General features: G+C 62.2%; 13 protein-coding genes and 2 pseudogenes. 9 read left to right on the top strand and 6 right to left on the bottom strand.

All coding sequences use genetic code 11. The annotated features are described in order from the left end of the window. Both aceE and gshA read right to left on the bottom strand, forming a co-directional pair. Positions 1-1,583, bottom strand: a pseudogene (gene aceE, locus ACIPHN_RS23895) (pyruvate dehydrogenase (acetyl-transferring), homodimeric type); the annotation flags it as partial. Positions 1,584-2,105: 522 nt separating this feature from the next. Continuing rightward, positions 2,106-3,701 carry a glutamate--cysteine ligase gene (gene gshA / locus ACIPHN_RS23890; RefSeq protein WP_400441135.1) on the bottom strand — a complete coding sequence of 532 codons (1,596 nt, stop codon included), beginning with the start codon at positions 3,699-3,701 and terminating at the stop codon, positions 2,106-2,108. Positions 3,702-3,968: 267 nt separating this feature from the next. Here gshA and folD point away from each other — a divergent pair, with 267 nt between their 5' ends. From folD to ACIPHN_RS23850, 8 genes are all read left to right on the top strand, one after another. After that, positions 3,969-4,814 carry a bifunctional methylenetetrahydrofolate dehydrogenase/methenyltetrahydrofolate cyclohydrolase FolD gene (folD, locus tag ACIPHN_RS23885; protein ID WP_400441132.1) on the top strand — a complete coding sequence of 282 codons (846 nt, stop codon included), beginning with the start codon at positions 3,969-3,971 and terminating at the stop codon, positions 4,812-4,814. Positions 4,815-4,872: 58 nt separating this feature from the next. Then, the gene (locus ACIPHN_RS23880; protein ID WP_400441129.1) at positions 4,873-6,948 is read left to right on the top strand and encodes a M3 family metallopeptidase; all 2,076 of its coding nucleotides are present in this window, start codon (positions 4,873-4,875) and stop codon (positions 6,946-6,948) included. A 261-nt stretch (positions 6,949-7,209) separates the two neighbouring features. Then, positions 7,210-7,629 carry a DNA polymerase III subunit chi gene (locus ACIPHN_RS23875; RefSeq protein ID WP_400441126.1) on the top strand — a complete coding sequence of 140 codons (420 nt, stop codon included), beginning with the start codon at positions 7,210-7,212 and terminating at the stop codon, positions 7,627-7,629. Positions 7,630-7,642: 13 nt separating this feature from the next. Further along, positions 7,643-8,056 (top strand): hypothetical protein, encoded by a 414-nt coding sequence (locus tag ACIPHN_RS23870; RefSeq protein WP_400441123.1) that lies wholly within the window; start codon positions 7,643-7,645, stop codon positions 8,054-8,056. Positions 8,057-8,249: 193 nt separating this feature from the next. Beyond that, positions 8,250-9,560, top strand: coding sequence for a D-amino acid dehydrogenase (locus ACIPHN_RS23865; RefSeq protein ID WP_400441120.1), 1,311 nt, complete (start codon positions 8,250-8,252; stop codon positions 9,558-9,560). Between the two features lie 346 nt (positions 9,561-9,906). Then, positions 9,907-10,806, top strand: a complete 900-nt coding sequence (gene lpxO / locus ACIPHN_RS23860) for a lipid A hydroxylase LpxO (protein ID WP_400441117.1) — start codon at positions 9,907-9,909, stop codon at positions 10,804-10,806. A gap of 523 nt (positions 10,807-11,329) precedes the next feature. Then, a complete protein-coding gene (locus ACIPHN_RS23855) occupies positions 11,330-12,406 on the top strand; it encodes a GGDEF domain-containing protein (protein ID WP_400441114.1) in 1,077 nt (358 codons plus the stop codon). A 280-nt stretch (positions 12,407-12,686) separates the two neighbouring features. Continuing rightward, positions 12,687-13,757, top strand: a complete 1,071-nt coding sequence (locus ACIPHN_RS23850; RefSeq protein ID WP_400441111.1) for an asparaginase — start codon at positions 12,687-12,689, stop codon at positions 13,755-13,757. Between the two features lie 166 nt (positions 13,758-13,923). Here the strand turns inward: ACIPHN_RS23850 and ACIPHN_RS23845 are convergent, their stop codons facing one another. From ACIPHN_RS23845 to ACIPHN_RS23830, 4 genes and pseudogenes are all read right to left on the bottom strand, one after another. Next, positions 13,924-14,118 (bottom strand): helix-turn-helix domain-containing protein, encoded by a 195-nt coding sequence (locus ACIPHN_RS23845; protein ID WP_400441141.1) that lies wholly within the window; start codon positions 14,116-14,118, stop codon positions 13,924-13,926. Then, positions 14,105-14,173 (bottom strand): annotated as a pseudogene (locus ACIPHN_RS23840) (hypothetical protein); the annotation flags it as partial. The pseudogene ACIPHN_RS23840 and the gene ACIPHN_RS23845, both read right to left, overlap by 14 nt. Positions 14,174-14,239: 66 nt before the next feature. Further along, on the bottom strand, positions 14,240-14,494 hold the full coding sequence (locus ACIPHN_RS23835; protein WP_400441108.1) for a type II toxin-antitoxin system RelE/ParE family toxin: 255 nt from the start codon (positions 14,492-14,494) through the stop codon (positions 14,240-14,242). Between the two features lie 192 nt (positions 14,495-14,686). Next, on the bottom strand, positions 14,687-16,063 hold the full coding sequence (locus tag ACIPHN_RS23830; RefSeq protein WP_400441105.1) for a YihY/virulence factor BrkB family protein: 1,377 nt from the start codon (positions 16,061-16,063) through the stop codon (positions 14,687-14,689). 264 nt (positions 16,064-16,327) lie between these two features. Here ACIPHN_RS23830 and ACIPHN_RS23825 point away from each other — a divergent pair, with 264 nt between their 5' ends. After that, on the top strand, positions 16,328-17,761 hold the full coding sequence (locus ACIPHN_RS23825) for an NAD-dependent succinate-semialdehyde dehydrogenase (protein ID WP_400441102.1): 1,434 nt from the start codon (positions 16,328-16,330) through the stop codon (positions 17,759-17,761). Positions 17,762-17,866 lie beyond the last annotated feature (105 nt).

Genomic DNA, 17,866 nt, shown 5'->3' with positions numbered 1-17,866 from the left:
ATGATGGGCACCACGCGCTGGCCCAGGTTGGGGTCGCGCAGCAGCGCGGTCAGCACGCGCGAGTAGGCGGCGGTGGTGGAGATCTCGCGACCTTCGGCGGTCGGCTCCAGCATGGCCTGGAAGGCCGACAGCTCGGGCACCGGCAGCTTCTCGTCGGCTTGCGGACGACGTTGCGGCAGGTAACCGCCCAGGGCCTTGCGGCGCTCGTGCAGGTATTGCATTTCCGGCGCATCGGCAGACGGCTTGAAGAACGGGATGTTCGGCAGGTCGGCGTCCGAGATCGGCAGCTGGAAGCGGTCGCGCATGGCGCGGATGGCTTCGTCGTCCAGCTTCTTGGTGTTGTGCGCGGTGTTGCGTGCCTCGCCGGCCTTGCCGAAGCCATAGCCCTTGATGGACTTGGCCAGGATCACGGTCGGCTGGTCCTTGGATTCCTGCGCGACCTTGAAGGCGGCGTAGATCTTGTGCGGGTCGTGGCCGCCACGGGTCAGGCGCCAGATGTCGTCGTCCGACATCTTGGAAACCAGTTCCAGCAGCTTGGGATGCTTGCCGAAGAAGTGCTTGCGCACGTAGGCGCCGTCCTTGGCCTTGTAGTTCTGGTACTCGCCGTCGACGGTTTCCATCATGACCTTCTGCAGGATGCCGTCCTTGTCCTTAGCCAGCAGCTCGTCCCAGCCGCTGCCCCAGATGACCTTGACCACGTTCCAGCCGGCGCCGCGGAAGTCGGATTCCAGTTCCTGGATGATCTTGCCGTTGCCGCGCACCGGACCGTCCAGACGCTGCAGGTTGCAGTTGACCACGATGACCAGGTTGTTCAGTTTTTCACGGCCGGCCATGCCGATGGCGCCCATCGATTCCGGTTCGTCCATTTCACCGTCGCCGCAGAAGGCCCAGACCTTGCGGTTGTCGGTCTTGGCGATGCCACGGGCGTGCAGGTACTTCAGGAAGCGCGCCTGGTAGATCGCCATCAAGGGGCCCAGGCCCATCGAGACGGTCGGGAACTGCCAGAATTCCGGCATCAGCTTGGGGTGGGGGTAGGAAGACAGACCACGGCCGTCGGCTTCGCGACGGAAATGGATCAGCTGGTCTTCCGACAGGCGGCCTTCCAGGAAGGCGCGTGCATAGATACCGGGCGAGGAGTGACCCTGGATGTACAGCAGGTCGCCGCCGTGCTCTTCGGTCGGGGCGTGCCAGAAGTGGTTGAAGCCGATGCCCAGCATGTTGGCCAGCGAGGCGAAGGAAGACAGGTGACCACCCAGGTCGCCATCCACGCGGTTGGCCTTGACCACCATGGCCATGGCGTTCCAGCGCATCCAGGAGCGCAGGCGCTCTTCGTATTCCAGGTTGCCCGGGCAGTGCGCGCCCTGGTCAGCCGGGATGGTGTTGACGTAAGCGGTATTGCTGGAGAAGGGAATATGGGCACCGCGACGGCGGGCCAGGTCGACCATGCGCTCCATCAGGTAGTGTGCGCGATCCGGGCCTTCCTTTTCGATCACTGCTTCGAGGGCGTCGAGCCACTCCTGGGTTTCCATCACATCGGGATCGTTGGCGGCCTGCGCCAGAACTTGATCGATTTGGGCTGACATGTCATGTCTCCTGGTTGTTGAGAGAACCGTCCGGTCGGATGGACCAGGCGGGTCGGGTCATTCAGTACGCGATGCCGCCGGCAGGTGATGCAGGAAAACCTTAGCTATTGCCTGTTGCCAATCTGTCATCCGACCCCGTGGGGGCTGCGGATCGACGGCGCAACAGGCTCCAATGTACGGTCTTCCAGCCGTGTGGACGACGAATTTTATCAGGGAATTTTCAATTTTCAAATTACGATAATCGATTTCATAATACGAAAATATGCTGCAGAGCGGCATGAACAGGCGCTTTCCGGGCCGCGTATTTTTACTATATCACTCGTAAAACTGGGATTTCTTGCTCTGTTTGCAATGCCGCAAAGCATGCTGGAACGGCCCGGAAAGCCAGTTTCCAGGCGGCTGAACTGAAGAGAAAAGATTTCCATCCAGGCAAGAAAAACGCTTCCGCGCCGCGGTTGCGGACGGGGAAGCGCTGTGTTTGCCCTACCCTGCTCTATATAGAGAGGGATATAGAAGATAGCTTCAGATGGCGATATTGCCGAGTGTACTGGCGCGATAAGCCGCGACGAAGGTATCGAAATCGCCTTCCTGGGTCCGCTCGATCTCGCGCTGGGCGTCCAGCGAGGCCTGGGCAATGGCGACGAAGTCAGCCGTCCGGGTCGCCGAGAGCGGATGGGCGATCAGGGCATCGGCCTGCTTGCGGCTGTTGGCCAGGGTGAAGCCGGCAAAGGAATTGCCGGCCGCGCGGATCTCGCGCAGCACGCGAGCCGAGGGGGTGGCATCCGCATCGGCCAGCTTGGCACGCTGGGTAGCCATGCTGTCGCGGTGCTGGGTGCCGCCCAGTTGGCGGTCGAGCAACTCGGCCACCGGTTCCATACGGTCCAGCAATTGCCGGCCCCAGTCCTGCAGGAGCAGCGATTGGCCCTTGAACTGCAGTTGCAGGCCGGGACGACGACCTTCCTTGACGGTGGCCAGGAAGTTGGCGCGGTTCTCGGCGCCCTCTTCGTCGGAGGTCAGGCAGCTAGCCTCCAGCGCCAGGAAGTGCAGGAACACATCCAGGAAGCGCGCCGTCTCCAGGCCGATGCCCAGGGGATTGAAGGGGTCGATATCCATACAGCGCACTTCCACATACTGCACGCCGCGCGCCGACAGGGCTTGCACCGGGCGCTCGCCGCTGTTGATGACGCGCTTGGGGCGGATCGACGAATAGAACTCGTTTTCGATCTGCAGGATATTGGTATTGATCTGCACCCATTCACCGTCGCGCTTGGTGCCGATGGCTTCATAGGGCGGATAGGGTTCGCTGACCGCATGCGCGAGGCTGCGGATATAGGCCGGCAGGTTGTTATAGTGCGGCGTGATGTTGGCCTGGGCGTGGTTCTGGTAACCCAGGTCGCTCATGCGCAGGCTGGTGCCGTAGGGCAGGAAGAGCGTGTCCTCGGAAAGCGTCTCCAGCTGATGCGGACGGCCGCGCAGGAAATTGGTCGCCACTGCCGGCGAGGCGCCGAACAAGTACATCAGCAGCCAGCTGTAGCGGCGGAAGTTGCGGATCAGCGCGATATAGCGCTCGGACTGGTAATCGCGCCGCGACAGCGAGGTATCGACGCTATCGTCGCCATCGCGCAGGACTTCCCACAGGTCTTCGCTCAGCGAGAAGTTGTAATGGATGCCAGCGATGCACTGCATGGTGCGGCCATAGCGCAGCGCCAGACCACGGCGGTAGACATGCTTCAACATGCCGATATGGGAGCTGCCGTACCAGCCGATGGGAATCTCCTCTTCCGGCGGCAGCACACAGGGCATGGAGGCATTCCACAGCAGTTCGCCATCCAGCTTGGCATAGGCGAAGCGATGGATCTCGTCCAGGCGCTGCAGGGCATCGGCGATGTCGGGCATGGCCGGGGTGATGAACTCCAGCAGCGATTCCGAGTAGTCGGTGGTGATCAGGTCATTGGTCAGGGCCGAACCCAACGCCGGCGGATGCGGCTTGTGCGACAGCTGGCCCTGGCGATCGACCCGCAAGGTCTCTCGCTCGACACCACGCAAACCCCGGCCCAGCAGCGCCAGATGTTGCGGCTGGGAAAGCTGTTGCAGGCGTCGTGTGAGCAGATCGGTCATGCGGGAATCCTTCAATCAATCAGGGCGGGGTTGCTTGGTTGCCGGAGCATAACCGAAATTGACAATTCCCGTTGTGAGGCAGGCCAAATGCCGGTGTCGTCCGAAGTTGCCGGTTTTTATTTTCAAATTGACAACAACTCTACGGCTGCCGGCATGTCCTCGCCCCTGCCGGCAGGCTTTATAATGTCGGGCTCTGGCGCTTGCGCGCCCCAGTCGCCCCGGCCCGCCCGGGAGCTTTCCCCCTAGTCTTGCCTTTCTCTATCTGCCATGCCTGCTCAACTGATCGACGGAAACCTGCTCTCCCAACAACTGCGCGCCGATGTCGCCAAGCGTGCCGCCGCCCTCACCGCCCAAGGCAAGCAACCAGGCCTGGCCGTGATCCTGGTGGGCGACAGCCCGGCTTCCCAGGTCTATGTGCGCAACAAGGTCAAGGCCTGCCAGGACAACGGCCTGCACTCGGTGCTGGAAAAATACGAAGCCTCGCTGACCGAAGCCGATCTGCTGGCCCGCATCGACGCCCTCAACCAGGATCCCAAGATCAACGGCATCCTGGTGCAACTGCCGCTGCCGGCCCATATCGACGCCCACAAGGTGATCGAAGCCATCGCCCCCGAGAAGGACGTGGACGGTTTCCACGTCAGCAATGCCGGTCTGCTGATGACGGGCCAGCCGCTGTTCCGCCCCTGCACGCCCTATGGCGTCATGAAGATGCTGGAATCGATCGACTACCCCGTGCGCGGCGCCAATGCCGTGGTGGTGGGCGCCTCCAACATCGTGGGCAAGCCGCAGGCGATGTTGCTCTTGCAAGCCGGCGCTACCGTCACCATCTGCAATTCCAAGACCCGTGACCTCGGCCACCACACCCGCCAGGCCGACATCCTGGTGGTCGCCACCGGCAAGCGCAACATCGTCACCGCCGACATGGTCAAGCCCGGCGCCGTCGTCATCGACGTCGGCATGAACCGCGATGACAACGGCAAGCTGTGCGGCGACGTCGATTTCGCCAATGCCCGCGAAGTCGCCGGCTGGATCACCCCGGTGCCGGGTGGCGTGGGTCCGATGACCATCACCATGCTGCTGGTCAACACCATCGAAGCCGCAGAACGTACCTAAGACCGCATCACCTCCCGCTGGCGCCACGTCAGCGGGGGCATCAGAGAAACGAGAGCCCATGACCACCACCGACATCGCCGCCAATCCCCTGCTCGACTTCTCGGGCTACGCCCAGTTCGACGCCATCGCCGCCGAGCACGTCACGCCGGCCCTGGACAAGCTGCTGGCCGACGCCAGCCGCCTGGTCACCGAACTGGAAGCGCCGATGGCGGAGGTCACCTGGGACAACTTCGTCGAGCCGCTGGAGTCGGCCACCGAGAAGCTGGGCCGCGCCTGGAGCGTGGTCGGCCACCTGAACTCGGTCATGGACACCCCGGCCCTGCGTGCCACCTATAACGAGAACCAGCCGCGCCTGGTGGAATTCTGGACCGGGCTGGGTCAGAACCTGGCGCTGTTCGACAAATACAAGACCCTGCAGGCCAGCCCGGCCTTCGCCCAGCTGTCGGCGGCACGCCGCAAGGTGGTCGACAACGCCGTACGCGACTTCCGCCTGTCCGGCGCCGAGCTGCCCGAGGACAAGAAGGAACGCTTCGCCGAGATCCAGGAAAAGCAGGCCATGCTGACCACGCGTTTCTCGGAAAACGTGCTGGACGCCACCAATGACTTCGCCCTCTTCGTCGAGGACGAGGCCGAACTGGCTGGTCTGCCGGCCGATGTGAAGCAGGCCGCCCGTGCCGCCGCCGAGAAGGATGGCAAGCCCGGCTACAAGTTCACGCTGCACTTCCCGTCCTACTTCCCGGTGCTGCAGTACGCCGACAACCGCGCCCTGCGCGAAAAGATCTACCGCGCCAACGCCACCAAGGCCTCCGAGCTGGGCGTCAAGCCGGAGTGGGACAACGGCGGCAACATCGACCAGATCTTGCAGCTGCGCAAGGAAGAAGCGCAACTGCTGGGCTATGCCAACTTCGCCGAGGTCTCGCTGGTGCCCAAGATGGCACAGTCGCCCAGCGAAGTGATCGCCTTCCTGGAAGACCTGGGCCAGCGTGCCCGCCCCTTCGGCCAGAAGGACTATGAAGAACTGAAGCAATTCGCCCGCGAGACCCTGGGCCTGGACGAGCTCAACGCCTGGGACAGCACCTACGCCTCGGAAAAGCTGCGCGAGCAGCGCTACGCCTTCTCGGAACAGGAAGTGAAGCAATACTTCCCCGAGCCCAAGGTGGTCGGCGGCCTGTTCCAGGTGGCCCAGCAACTGTTCGGCGTGCAGATCAAGCCCGATACCGCACCGGTCTGGCACAAGGATGTGAAGTTCTTCCGCATCGAACGCGACGGCCAGCTGGTCGGCCAGTTCTACCTCGACCTGTATGCCCGCGCCGGCAAGCGTGGCGGCGCCTGGATGGACGACGCCCGCGCCCGCCGCCTGACCGCACAGGGCGTGCAAACGCCCATCGCCTACCTGGTCTGCAACTTCACCGAACCGGCCGTGGTCGACGGCGTGGCCAAGCCGGCCCTGTTCACCCATGACGAAGTGATCACGCTGTTCCACGAATTCGGCCACGGCCTGCATCACATGCTCACGCAAGTCGATGAAGTGGGCGTGTCGGGCATCTCCGGCGTGGAATGGGATGCCGTGGAACTGCCCTCGCAGTTCATGGAAAACTTCTGCTGGGAATGGGATGTGCTGCAGCACCTCACCGCCCATGCCGACTCGGGCGAGCCGCTGCCGCGTGCGCTCTACGACAAGATGATCGCCGCCAAGAACTTCCAGTCCGGCCTGCAGATGCTGCGCCAGGTGGAGTTCTCGCTGTTCGACATGCTGATCCACCATGAATATGAAGTGGGTGGCCAGCAGACCGTGCAGCAACTGCTCGACAGCGTGCGCGACCGTATCGCCGTGATCCGCCCGCCCGCCTTCAACCGCTTCCAGCACTCGTTCTCGCACATCTTCGCGGGCGGCTATGCAGCCGGCTACTACAGCTACAAGTGGGCCGAGGTGCTGTCGGCCGACGCCTACAGCGCCTTCGAGGAAGCCGCCGCCACCAGCGGCAACGTGATCTCGCTGGAAACCGGCCGTCGCTTCCAGCAGGAGATCCTCGCCGTCGGTGGTTCGCGTCCGGCCATCGAGTCCTTCAAGGCCTTCCGTGGCCGCGAACCCAGCATCGATGCACTGCTGCGCCATAGCGGCATGGCAGCCTGAGCGACGCATCGGCTCGCCACGCAATGCCGTTCAGCACCTTGCTGAACGGCATTTTTATTTCCCCACCCTACACCGTTCGGACTGAGTAGCGGCCATGCCGCGTATCGAAGGCGCTCCTGAGCGAATCGAAGGAGAGCGCTGCCTTCGATACGTCCCTACGGGCCTACTCAGGCCGAACGGTGCAGGAGATATGCACTGGCAGGTGAAGTTGTTTGCCGCCTCCGAATGGCATGCTGCAGCGCCAACCACTATACTTGCGCCATGACCCGAATCGATTTCCATAGCAACGTCCCGCAAAAGATCGCCTACGTCTGCCGCCTGGTGCGCAAGGCGCACGCCACTGGCGCCACCATGGTGCTGCGCGTGCCCGACCGCGCCCAGCTGCAGCAACTGGACCAGGCGCTCTGGGGCTTTTCCGAGCAGGATTTCCTGCCGCATGTCCACGCCCGCGACCCGCTGGCCGCGCAGACGCCCATCATCCTGGCCGATGACGACACGCTGGAACTGCCCCACCACCAGATCCTCATCAACCTCGGCGCGGATACGCCGGCCCATTTCGCCCGTTTCGAGCGCCTGCTGGAAATCATTTCCGCCGACGACGCCGACAAGGCCGCCGGCCGTGACCGCTATCGCTTCTACAAGGAACGCGGCTATCCGCTGACCCACCACGTGGCCGCCTGAGGCCGGCACGCTCATGAACCACGACGACAACAGCATCCCCCTGCTCACCGAGGTGATCCCGGCAGCCCCCGCACCGGCCTCGCCGGCGGCCGCCGACTACACCGCCGCCGCTTTCCCGGGCGCCTTCCATACCCCGCCATCGGCGACCAGCTACCAGCCTCCCGTGTCCGCAGTACCGGTCACGCCAGCGGCCGAGCAATACCGCCAGTGGGAACAGGAAATCCGCGAAAACGTCCTGCAGAGCCTGCTGGAACAAGCCGATACCGTGCTGCAACAACACCTGCAGGACCAGATGGCGCTGGCGCTGGACAATCTCGCCACGATCCTGACGCAGCGCATCAAGGAAAACCTGCATGAAGCCTTGGCAGAAACGGTCACGCGGGCAGTAGCGGAAGAGATGGCGCGATTCGCATCTTCAAAAAAATAAATACGAAGCCGCTTTTCTTTTGTTTTTGAAAGAAAAATTCACTATCGCCTTTTTATTTATAAAAATATAGCCCGGTATTGAGTACATCGGCAATCCCGCTTTTCTTACAATGCATGCATCGTTCGCATTCGTTCACGCGAAGCGAATCCATCAAGAATCCAGCAGCAAGTTCACGCAAAACCGGGAGAGTGAGATGAAAGTGATCGTATTGGGCGCAGGCATTATCGGGACCGCCTCGGCCTGGTTCCTGAAGAAGCAGGGCTACGACGTCACCGTCATCGAGCGCCAGCCCGGCGCCGCGCAGGAAACCAGCTTCGCCAATGGCTGCCAGATCTCGGTATCGCACGCCGAACCCTGGGCCAACCCGGCCGCGCCGATGAAGGTGCTCAAGTGGCTGGGCAAGGAAGATGCCCCCCTGCTCTATCGCTTCCGCCCCGAGTGGCTGCAATGGAAGTGGGCCGTGGCCTTCCTGCGCGAATGCACCGCCGCCCGCACCGACGAAAACATCCGCAACATCGTCGCGCTGTGCGAATACAGCCGCCAGACCCTGCAGTCCGTGCGCGCCGAGACCGGCATCCAGTACGACCACCTGACCCGCGGCATCCTGCACTTCTATACCGAAGAAAAGGAATTCCAGGACTCCCTGCCCGCCGCCAAGCTCATGCGCGACCTGGGTTGCCCGCGCGAATCGATCGGCGCCGACGAGGTGATCCGCATCGAGCCGGCACTGGAATCGATGCGCGGCAAGATCGTCGGCGGCGACTTCACCGCCACCGATGAATCGGGCGACGTCTTCAAGCTCACCACGGGCCTGGCCAAGAAGAGCGAGGAAGCCGGCGTCGAGTTCCGTTACTCCACCAGCATCACCCGCCTGATCACCGAAGGCGCCGGCGCCTCGGCCCGCGTGACCGGCGTGGAAGTCATCAATCCGGACGGCCGCCATGAAGTGCTCACCGCCGACACCTTCGTGGTCGCCATGGGCAGCTTCTCGCAGCAACTGGTCAAGCCGCTGGGCATCGACCTGCTGCTCTACCCAGGCAAGGGCTATTCGGCCACCTACAAGGTCACCAACCCGGATGCCGCGCCGTCCGTCTCGCTGACCGATGACGGCTACAAGCTGGTGGTCTCGCGCCTGGGCGACCGCCTGCGCGTGGCGGGTACCTGCGAACTGAACGGCTATACCCGCGAACTCAACACCACCCGCTGCGAAGCCATCACCCGCCGCACCCGCGAGCTGTTCCCGGACGGCTGCGATTACGAGAACCCGACCTACTGGACCGGCCTGCGTCCGCTGACCCCGTCCAACGTGCCGTACGTGGGCAAGACCAGGTTCGCCAACCTGTACCTCAACACCGGCCACGGCACCCTGGGCTGGACCATGGGTTGCGGCTCCGGTCGTGCCATCGCCGAGATCGTCGCCGGCCGCGTGCCGGAAATCGACTTCGCCTTCACCGGCCTGCCACGCTGGAACCGTGCCGCCAAGGTGGTCACCCAGGCAGCCTGATGACGGCCTGAGGGCCTCATGCTGAACGGACCGGACTTTCCGGTCCGTTTTTTCTTGTGCGCTTGACTTGCATCAGCGCCCGGGAAGATGAATGGCACTTCACTCCGGCGCCCGCCGACCTGCTTACAATTGCTGACAGGCCCTTGGTGTAGAATCCCCGCTTGCTCTGCGTAAACGACGCCCCCTGGCGTGCACGCAGCCCGGGGAAATCAGCTCATCACCATGCATCTCGCGCCTTACGGCTGCCTTTGCCGTTGATCTCCCCGACTTTGACCCCATATGGGCTTTATCCGCCCGCGCCTTTTCCTTCACCTGGAAAGGCCAGTACCATCAAGAGGACCATGCAATGAAGTGGGCTATCGTCTTTATCTACCTGTTTTCCATCCTGTTCATCCATTTCCGTGGACGCGTGCGGCTGCCCTTCCTGCGCCAGTTTTTCGACCATTCGTCGATCATGTCGCCGATCAACCTGTTCATGTACGCGTTCTCGCGCGTGCCGGCCACCCCCTATCCGGCCGTCAGAGAGTTCAAGGACCTGGACCTGATCGACCAGAACTGGGAAGTCATCCGCGACGAAGCCGTGGCGCTGCGCGAGATGGCCAAGATCAAGGCCGCCGAGAAGAATGACGATGCCGGTTTCAACTCCTTCTTCAAGGCCGGCTGGAAACGCTTCTACCTGAAGTGGTACAACGCCAGCCACCCCTCGGCCGAAAAGTTCTGCCCCAAGACCGTGGAAATCCTGCAGCGCATCCCCAGCGTGAAGGCCGCCATGTTTGCCGAGCTGGCCCCGGGCGGCACCCTGAACCCGCACCGCGACCCCTTCGCCGGTTCGCTGCGCTACCACCTGGGCCTGGTCACCCCCAACGATGACCGCTGCTTCATCGAAGTCGACGGCCAGCGCTACAGCTGGCGCGATGGCCAGAGCGTGGTATTCGACGAGACCTTCATCCACTGGGCCCAGAACGGCACCGAGACGAACCGTATCATCCTCTTCTGCGACGTCGAGCGTCCGCTGCGCTATCGCTGGGCGGAAGCCATCAATGGCTTCCTCGGCCGCACCATGATGACCGCCGCCGCCTCCCCCAATGAGACCGGCGACCAGACCGGACGGGTAAACAAGCTGTTCCGCTTCGTCTGGCTGGCCGGCCAGTACCGCCGCCGCTTCAAGAACTGGAACCGGACGGTCTACAAGATCACCAAGTTCGGCCTCATCATCGCCGTGGCGCTGCTGATCATCTACGCATGATCGTGGCCACCGGCAGCCACCGACAGCCTGCAACGACGGAAACGATATAAAACGATATGTTCCGATACACAACGTTACAGTGACTGCGGACCCGCCCTACCCCCTCCATCGCCGGCCGTTGCCGGCGATTTTTTTTGCAGCCTGGAACAGTGCGGACACACGCCGGGCACAAGGATAGAGACGATACGAGCCACGCCGGTCAATGTGCGTCAAATGCTCTGCAGGTGCGACATCCAGGGCATCTCTTATAACTCCGATGCATGAAAGAAGTTAAAAAACTCGCAAATGCGCACGTAATCAAAAATCAAATTCACATAAAATTTCCATGCGGAAATCAATCAACATAATCGCAGGGGATTTGCTAAAAACTGCTTCATGCTTGTGCATGCCAGCGTGTAGAATCCTTGTGCTTCCTTGCAAGATTCATGGCGTGATTCTTGCATTGGTTCTGACATTGCTTGAATGGCGAAGTACATGCCGTGAAGCACAAGCCGAGTACCGACCAAACTAAAACAATGGGCTCATGCAGGACATCGACGACGAGATGAAGAAACCGCTGCTCAAGCATCTGGTAGAGATCACGGCCCATCGGGAGCATTCCCGGCTGGCCATCTCCGTCATCTCCGCGTTGTACCAGCTGACCAATGTCCAGGTCATCCGCATGCTCGACATCTTCTCGATGCGCGACGAGCACTACGTCCAGGAAAAGATGGTCATCCGCGACGGCACCGTCCATACCATCGCCGAACATACCGAAGACGATCCCAAGGAACCGCTGTCGAGCTATCCGTCGATGATGGTCTGCATCCGCAACCATCTCAATGAATACCTCGAAACCACGCCCGATGGCATGCACGTGCTGTGGCTGCCGGTGTGGCTGCATGGCAAGATGAACTCCTGCCTGGAGATCCGCAGCGAACAGCCTTTCGATACGCAGATGATGGAGGTGATCAATGGCATCTTCCACGTCTACTGCAATTACCAGAGCCTGCTCGACTACAGCGAACGCGATGCGCTGACGGGCTTGTTCAACCGCAAGACCTTCGACGAGCAGTTCACCCGCTACGCCTTTGCCATCGCTCCGCACGAAGCGCATTCGATGGACCGCGACGAGCGCCGCCACGACATGGCGGAGGATTCCGACGACGCCAAGGGACACTGGCTGGCGGTGGTGGACATCGATCACTTCAAGCAGGTCAATGACCGCTATGGCCACCTGTATGGTGACGAGGTGCTGATCCTGGTGGCCAACATCCTGCGTGCCTCCTTCCGTGGCCATGACCGCATCTTCCGTTTCGGCGGCGAGGAATTCGTGATCCTGCTGCGCTCGACCTCGCTTGCCGATGCGCGCAAGATCTTCGACCGCTTCCGCCAGAACGTCCAGGAATATGACTTCCCGCAAGTGGGCAAGGTCACCGTCAGTCTGGGCTTCGTGGGCATCGCCCGCGAGACGCCGGTGGTGATCCTGGGTCACGCCGACCAGGCCCTGTATCACGCCAAGAAGAGCGGTCGCAACCGCATCTGTTACTACCAGGAACTGGTCAACTCGGGCGTGCTGCGCTCGGGCATCACGACCAACGATACGGTGGAATTCTTCTAGACGATCGTCCCGCCCCGCTCTTGTCACCAGGCCGCACATGCGGCTTTTTCTTTTTCGTGCGTCCGCCATGCACACCGCACCGGTGCTGGGCCGGGCTCATGCATGCGCTGCATCCGTCCATGTTTTAAAAGCATGAGACAGCGCCTCGTCGCTTTCGTATGATCGCCAACGTTCGATGCCATCAGCGAGAACCCCTCCGCAGGGTCCGCTCGACGCACCTATCAGGACAACGAGCGTGCCCCACCCTGCGGCCCACCTAGAAAACTGGAGACTAATAAAAATGCAGCAGGCACACTTCAAGAAAATCGGCGCCGTGATGATCCTTTCCCTGGCCTGCGCCTTTGTGGCGCAAGCACAGGAGACCAAACCCAACGTCGTCGTCATCGGCACCGGCGGCACCATCGCGGGCGCCGGCGCATCCAGCGTCAACACCGCCGCCTATCAATCGGCCGTGGTGCCGGTGGACAAGATCATCGCCGCCGTCCCCGAGATCTCCAAGATCGCCAACGTGCGCGGCGAGCAGATCTTCCAGATCGGCAGCGAGAGCTTCAACGACGAACGCCTGCTGAAACTGGGCAAGCGCGTCTCCGAACTGTTGAAGCAGAATGACGTGGATGGCGTGGTCATCACCCACGGCACCGACACCATCGAAGAGACTGCCTACTTCCTGAACCTGGTGCTCAAGAGCAGCAAGCCGGTCGTGGTGGTCGGCTCGATGCGTCCGGGTACGGCACTGGGCGCCGATGGCGCGCTGAACCTGTATGACGCGGTGCTGGTGGCCGGCAGCAAGGAAGCCGCCGGCAAGGGTACGCTGGTGGTGATGAACGACGAGATCCACTCGGGCCGCGACGTCACCAAGAGCAATTCCTTCAAGGTCGAGACCTTCCGTTCGCCCTACGGCCCGCTGGGCTACGTGGTGGAAAACAAGCTGATGTTCTATCGTCTGCCAGCCCGTCCGCACACCACCCAGACCGAGTTCGACATCGACCAGATCAACAGCCTGCCGCGCGTGGACATCGCCTACAACTATGGCAACGTCAGCCGCGCCGCCTATGACGCCTTCGTGGCAGCCGGCGCCAAGGCCATCATCCATGACGGCACCGGCAACGGCAGCGTAGCCGAGCAGATCGTGCCGGTGCTGCAGGAAGTGCGCAGCAAGGGCGTGCAAGTCATCCGCGCGACCCGCACCGGCAGCGGTGTGGTGATCCGCAATGGCGAGCAGCCTGACGACAAGTACGACTGGGTCGTCACCGACGACCAGAACGCCCAGAAGGCCCGCATCCTGGCCGAGCTGGCACTGACCAAGACCAATGATCCCAAGGAACTGCAGAAGATCATGTGGAAGTATTGATTCGCCGCCGGGCGCCATGCACATCGCGTGTGCGGCATGACGCCCGCTGCAACAGGTGTTTTGCGTTGTTGCACCGACTGAGGTTTCCTCAGTTCCCTCTTGGCCCCGCTTCGGCGGGGCTTTTTTCATGCATGCGAAACAGCATGATGGATCTGGCGAGGCAGGCTCAAAGATCCAACTGCTCCACCTCCAGCCCCAGGGCGGCGGCGATTCTTTCCAGCGTGCCTGGGCGCAGCCGGCGACTGCTCTCCTGCTGCGCATAGGCGGATTGCGAAATACCCAGTCGCTGCGCCACCTCTTGCTGGGTCAGATTCAGATACTCGCGCCAGCAGCGCACGGCAGTCCACTCATGATCCACCATCAGCGCCACGACTTCGTGCGGAACATATCGCGCATCGTCCTGAGGATGCTCCTTGAGGTAATCGTCGTAGGGGATCACGACAAAGGCCGGCTTCCCGTCCGGTCCGTGGATGATCTGGATGTTAGTAGGTGCGTTCATCGCGCTTGCTCACTTCCTCGATGGAGACGATGCGGATACTCCCGTCAAAGTTGAAGAACACCCGATAGTGACCAACCCGCAGACGGTATTGGCAAGGATGATTGAGCAGCGACTTCACATGCTGGCAGTGCGGCATCTGCGCCAGTTTGGCCGCTGCATCCTTGATCCTGACCTGATCGAGGCGGTTGATCTTGAGAAGCTGCTTGACCGCCCTTGGATGCCACCTGATCGAATTCATGCGCTTAGATTATAAGTCCATCTATAAAATTATGCCTAATTATTAGACTTGGACTTATTTTATCCGCGTCACGTCAGAAGCCTGCCTGCAGCCGCCACACAGCGCAAGCAAGCCACCCGATCGCGCAGCACTCTCTCGACAATTCTTGCAACGCACTTCACGACAGTATTGCATCGCTCCCGAGAGCCCATCTCAACGGACGTTCTCGCTGGCACGCACAACCTGTTGCGCCTGTTCGATACTCACGTGATGATCTTCCATCGTATTGACCAGCTTTTGCCGCTGCGCACGCGAACCGAAATTGTTGGCATAGATCCAGGTGAATTCCGCCCCCAGCAGGAAGATCTGGGCCGAGTAGTAGATCCACAGCAGCAGCAGCGCAAACGAACCCGCCGCGCCGAAGCCGGACGTCATGCCGGTACTGCCGAGATACAAGCCGACCAGGTATTTGCCGATGATGAAGAGCACCGTGGTGGCGACCGCGCCGATCCAGACGTCGCGCCAGGAAAGCGTCACGCGCGGCATGAACTTGTAGATCATCGAGAAGAGCGTGGAGAACACCACGAAGGACAACACGAAGTTCAGCACCTGCAACACCAGCCGCCAGCCCTCGAACCAGCCACCCCACCAGCGTCCCAACGCCGCCAGCGCGGCACTGACCACCAGCGAGATGATCAGCAGGAATCCCAGGCCGATGATCAGGCCGAAGGACAGCAAGCGGGTGCGCGCCAGTTGCCACACGCCGCTCTTGCGCGTGACCGCGGGAATGCGCCAGATGCGGTCCAGCGCGCTCTGCAATTCGGAAAACACGGCCGTGGCGCCGATGACCAGCGTCACCACCGAAATACCCGCCGCAATCATGCCCTCGCGCGGCTGGCTGACGGACTTCAGCAAGCCCTGGATGGCGAAGGCACCTTCGGTACCAACGATGTCGCGGATCTGGTTGACGATCTCTCCCTGCGCGGCATCGTGGCCGAACAGCATGCCGGCCACGGCGATGGCAATCACCAGCATCGGGGCAATCGAAAAGATCGTGTAGTAGGCAATGGCCGCGCCCATGCTGGGGGCGAAGTCGTTGAGCCAGGCATTGATGGCCGCCACCGTCAGCTGCCAGGCCTGCTGCGCGCGCGAGCCACCCTGGATCATCTTGACCTCGGCGGCGGGGTCGAGATAGTCGGACGGCGCCGGCTCCAGCCTGGCCTTGACGATATCGATGCGCGCCGGTGCATCCGCTGCCGGTGGCGGCGCGCTCCGGGCAGCGACCTTGGCGCGCGCCGAACCCCGCCGCCACGCCGCCACCAGCGGCAGGACCAGCGTTACCAGGCGCAGGGCGCGCTCCAGACCCGAGGTGGCCGAATTGACAGCAGAGGTAGGCACCACGGCCTTTTCACCCGGTATCGCAGCAGGTGTTGCCGTCACCCCGGCCAGCCGTCGCTGGCGCCGCTTGCGGCCCAGCCAGATGCCCAGGCCGGCACTGACCAGGGCGCCGGCGACGATGCCACCGGCGGGCAGCGCATCGCTGGTTGAGGGGGTGTCGAGGTCGTCGGATGGGCGCAATGGATTGCTCATGGGGGCCTTCTCCTGGTGCATTGTTATGGCGGTGTGACCCGCTGCCGACAATGATTGTTCCTGCTTGCGGGCTGGCCGTCCAGCCCCGCGGATGGGGCAGCGCCAACGCGAAAATCGTCCGCATGGTATAAAGGAAATCTTGGCCAGCCACAGGCTGGCGCCTGAACCAGGCCTGTTCTTTCCGGTCTGTCTGCCTATTCCCCTTGCCGCCGCGCTCCGTGCGCCTGGCGGCGTCTCCCCCAACCTGATCAACGAGGTTCGCACATGTATAAGGACGTACAGCTTTTCATCAACGGCGAATGGACCGCCAGCGCCTCCGGCCGCACCATCGATGTGATCAACCCGGCCACCGAAGAAGTCATCGGCAAGATCGCCCATGCCGGTCGTGAAGACCTGGATCGCGCACTGGACGCGGCCAAGAAAGGCTTCGAGACCTGGCGCAAGATGTCGGCCTTCGAGCGCTCCAAGATCATGCGCCGCGCCGCCGACCTGCTGCGTCAGCGCGCCGACGAGATCGCTCCCCTGATGACCCAGGAGCAGGGCAAGCCGGTGGCCGAAGCGAAGATGGAAACCCTGGCCTCGGCCGATATCATCGACTGGTTTGCCGAAGAGGCCCGCCGTACCTATGGCCGTCTGGTGCCGGCCCGCACCCCGGGCGCCTACCAGATGGTGATCAAGGAGCCGGTCGGCCCGGTGGCGGCTTTCACGCCCTGGAACTTCCCCATCAACCAGGTGGTGCGCAAGCTCTCGGCGGCGCTGGCAGCGGGCTGTTCCATCATCGTCAAGGCCCCGGAAGAAACCCCGGCCTCGCCGGCTGAACTGATCCGCGCCTACGCCGATGCCGGCGTGCCGGCCGGTGTCATCAACCTGGTCTATGGCGTACCGGCCGAGGTCTCCGAATACCTGATCCCGCATCCGGTGATCAAGAAGATCTCCTTCACCGGCTCCACGCCGGTGGGCAAGCAGCTGGCCGCACTGGCCGGCCTGCACATGAAGCGCGCCACCATGGAACTGGGCGGCCACGCGCCGGCCATGGTGTTCGACGATGCCGATATCGATGTGGCGGCCAAGACCCTGGCCACCTCGAAATTCCGCAATGCCGGCCAGGTGTGTGTCTCGCCGACCCGCTTCCTGGTGCAGAAGGGTGTCTTCAATGCCTTCGTCGACAAGTTCGTCACCTATGCCGAACAGCTGAAGGTGGGCAATGGCCTAGAGGCTGGCGTGAGCATGGGCCCGGTGGCCAACAAGCGTCGCATCCCGGCACTGGAAGCGCTGATCGATGATGCCGTCGCCAACGGCGCGCAACTGCGCACTGGTGGCAAGCGCATCGGCGACAAGGGTTACTTCTTCCAGCCCACCGTGCTGACCAATGTGCCGCTGAACGCTCGCGTGATGAACGAAGAGCCCTTCGGTCCGCTGGCGCTGATCAATTCCTTCGAGACCCTCGATGAAGTGATCGCCGAAGCCAACCGCCTGCCCTTCGGCCTGGCCGCATATGCCTTCGCCAAGTCGGCGCAGACCAAGCATGCGCTGGCCGACCGCGTGGAGAGCGGCATGCTGACCATCAACCACCTGGGCCTGGCACTGCCGGAACTGCCCTTCGGCGGCATCAAGGACAGCGGCTACGGTTCCGAAGGCGGCACCGAGGCCATCGAGGCCTACATCAACACCAAGCTGGTGACCCAGCTGGATGTCTGATGGCATGCATGAGTGCATGAATGCATGAGCTGCACTGATCGCCCTCTGGGGCGGTCAAAGCAAAACGGCGAACCCTTGCAGGTTCGCCGTTTTGCTTTGGAGATG

The sequence above is a fragment of the Herbaspirillum sp. NPDC087042 genome (assembly GCF_044745245.1).
GTDB lineage: Bacteria > Pseudomonadota > Gammaproteobacteria > Burkholderiales > Burkholderiaceae_D > Herbaspirillum.
Note: the sequence above shows the minus strand (reverse complement) of the source record. Positions and strands in the feature narration are given on the sequence as shown.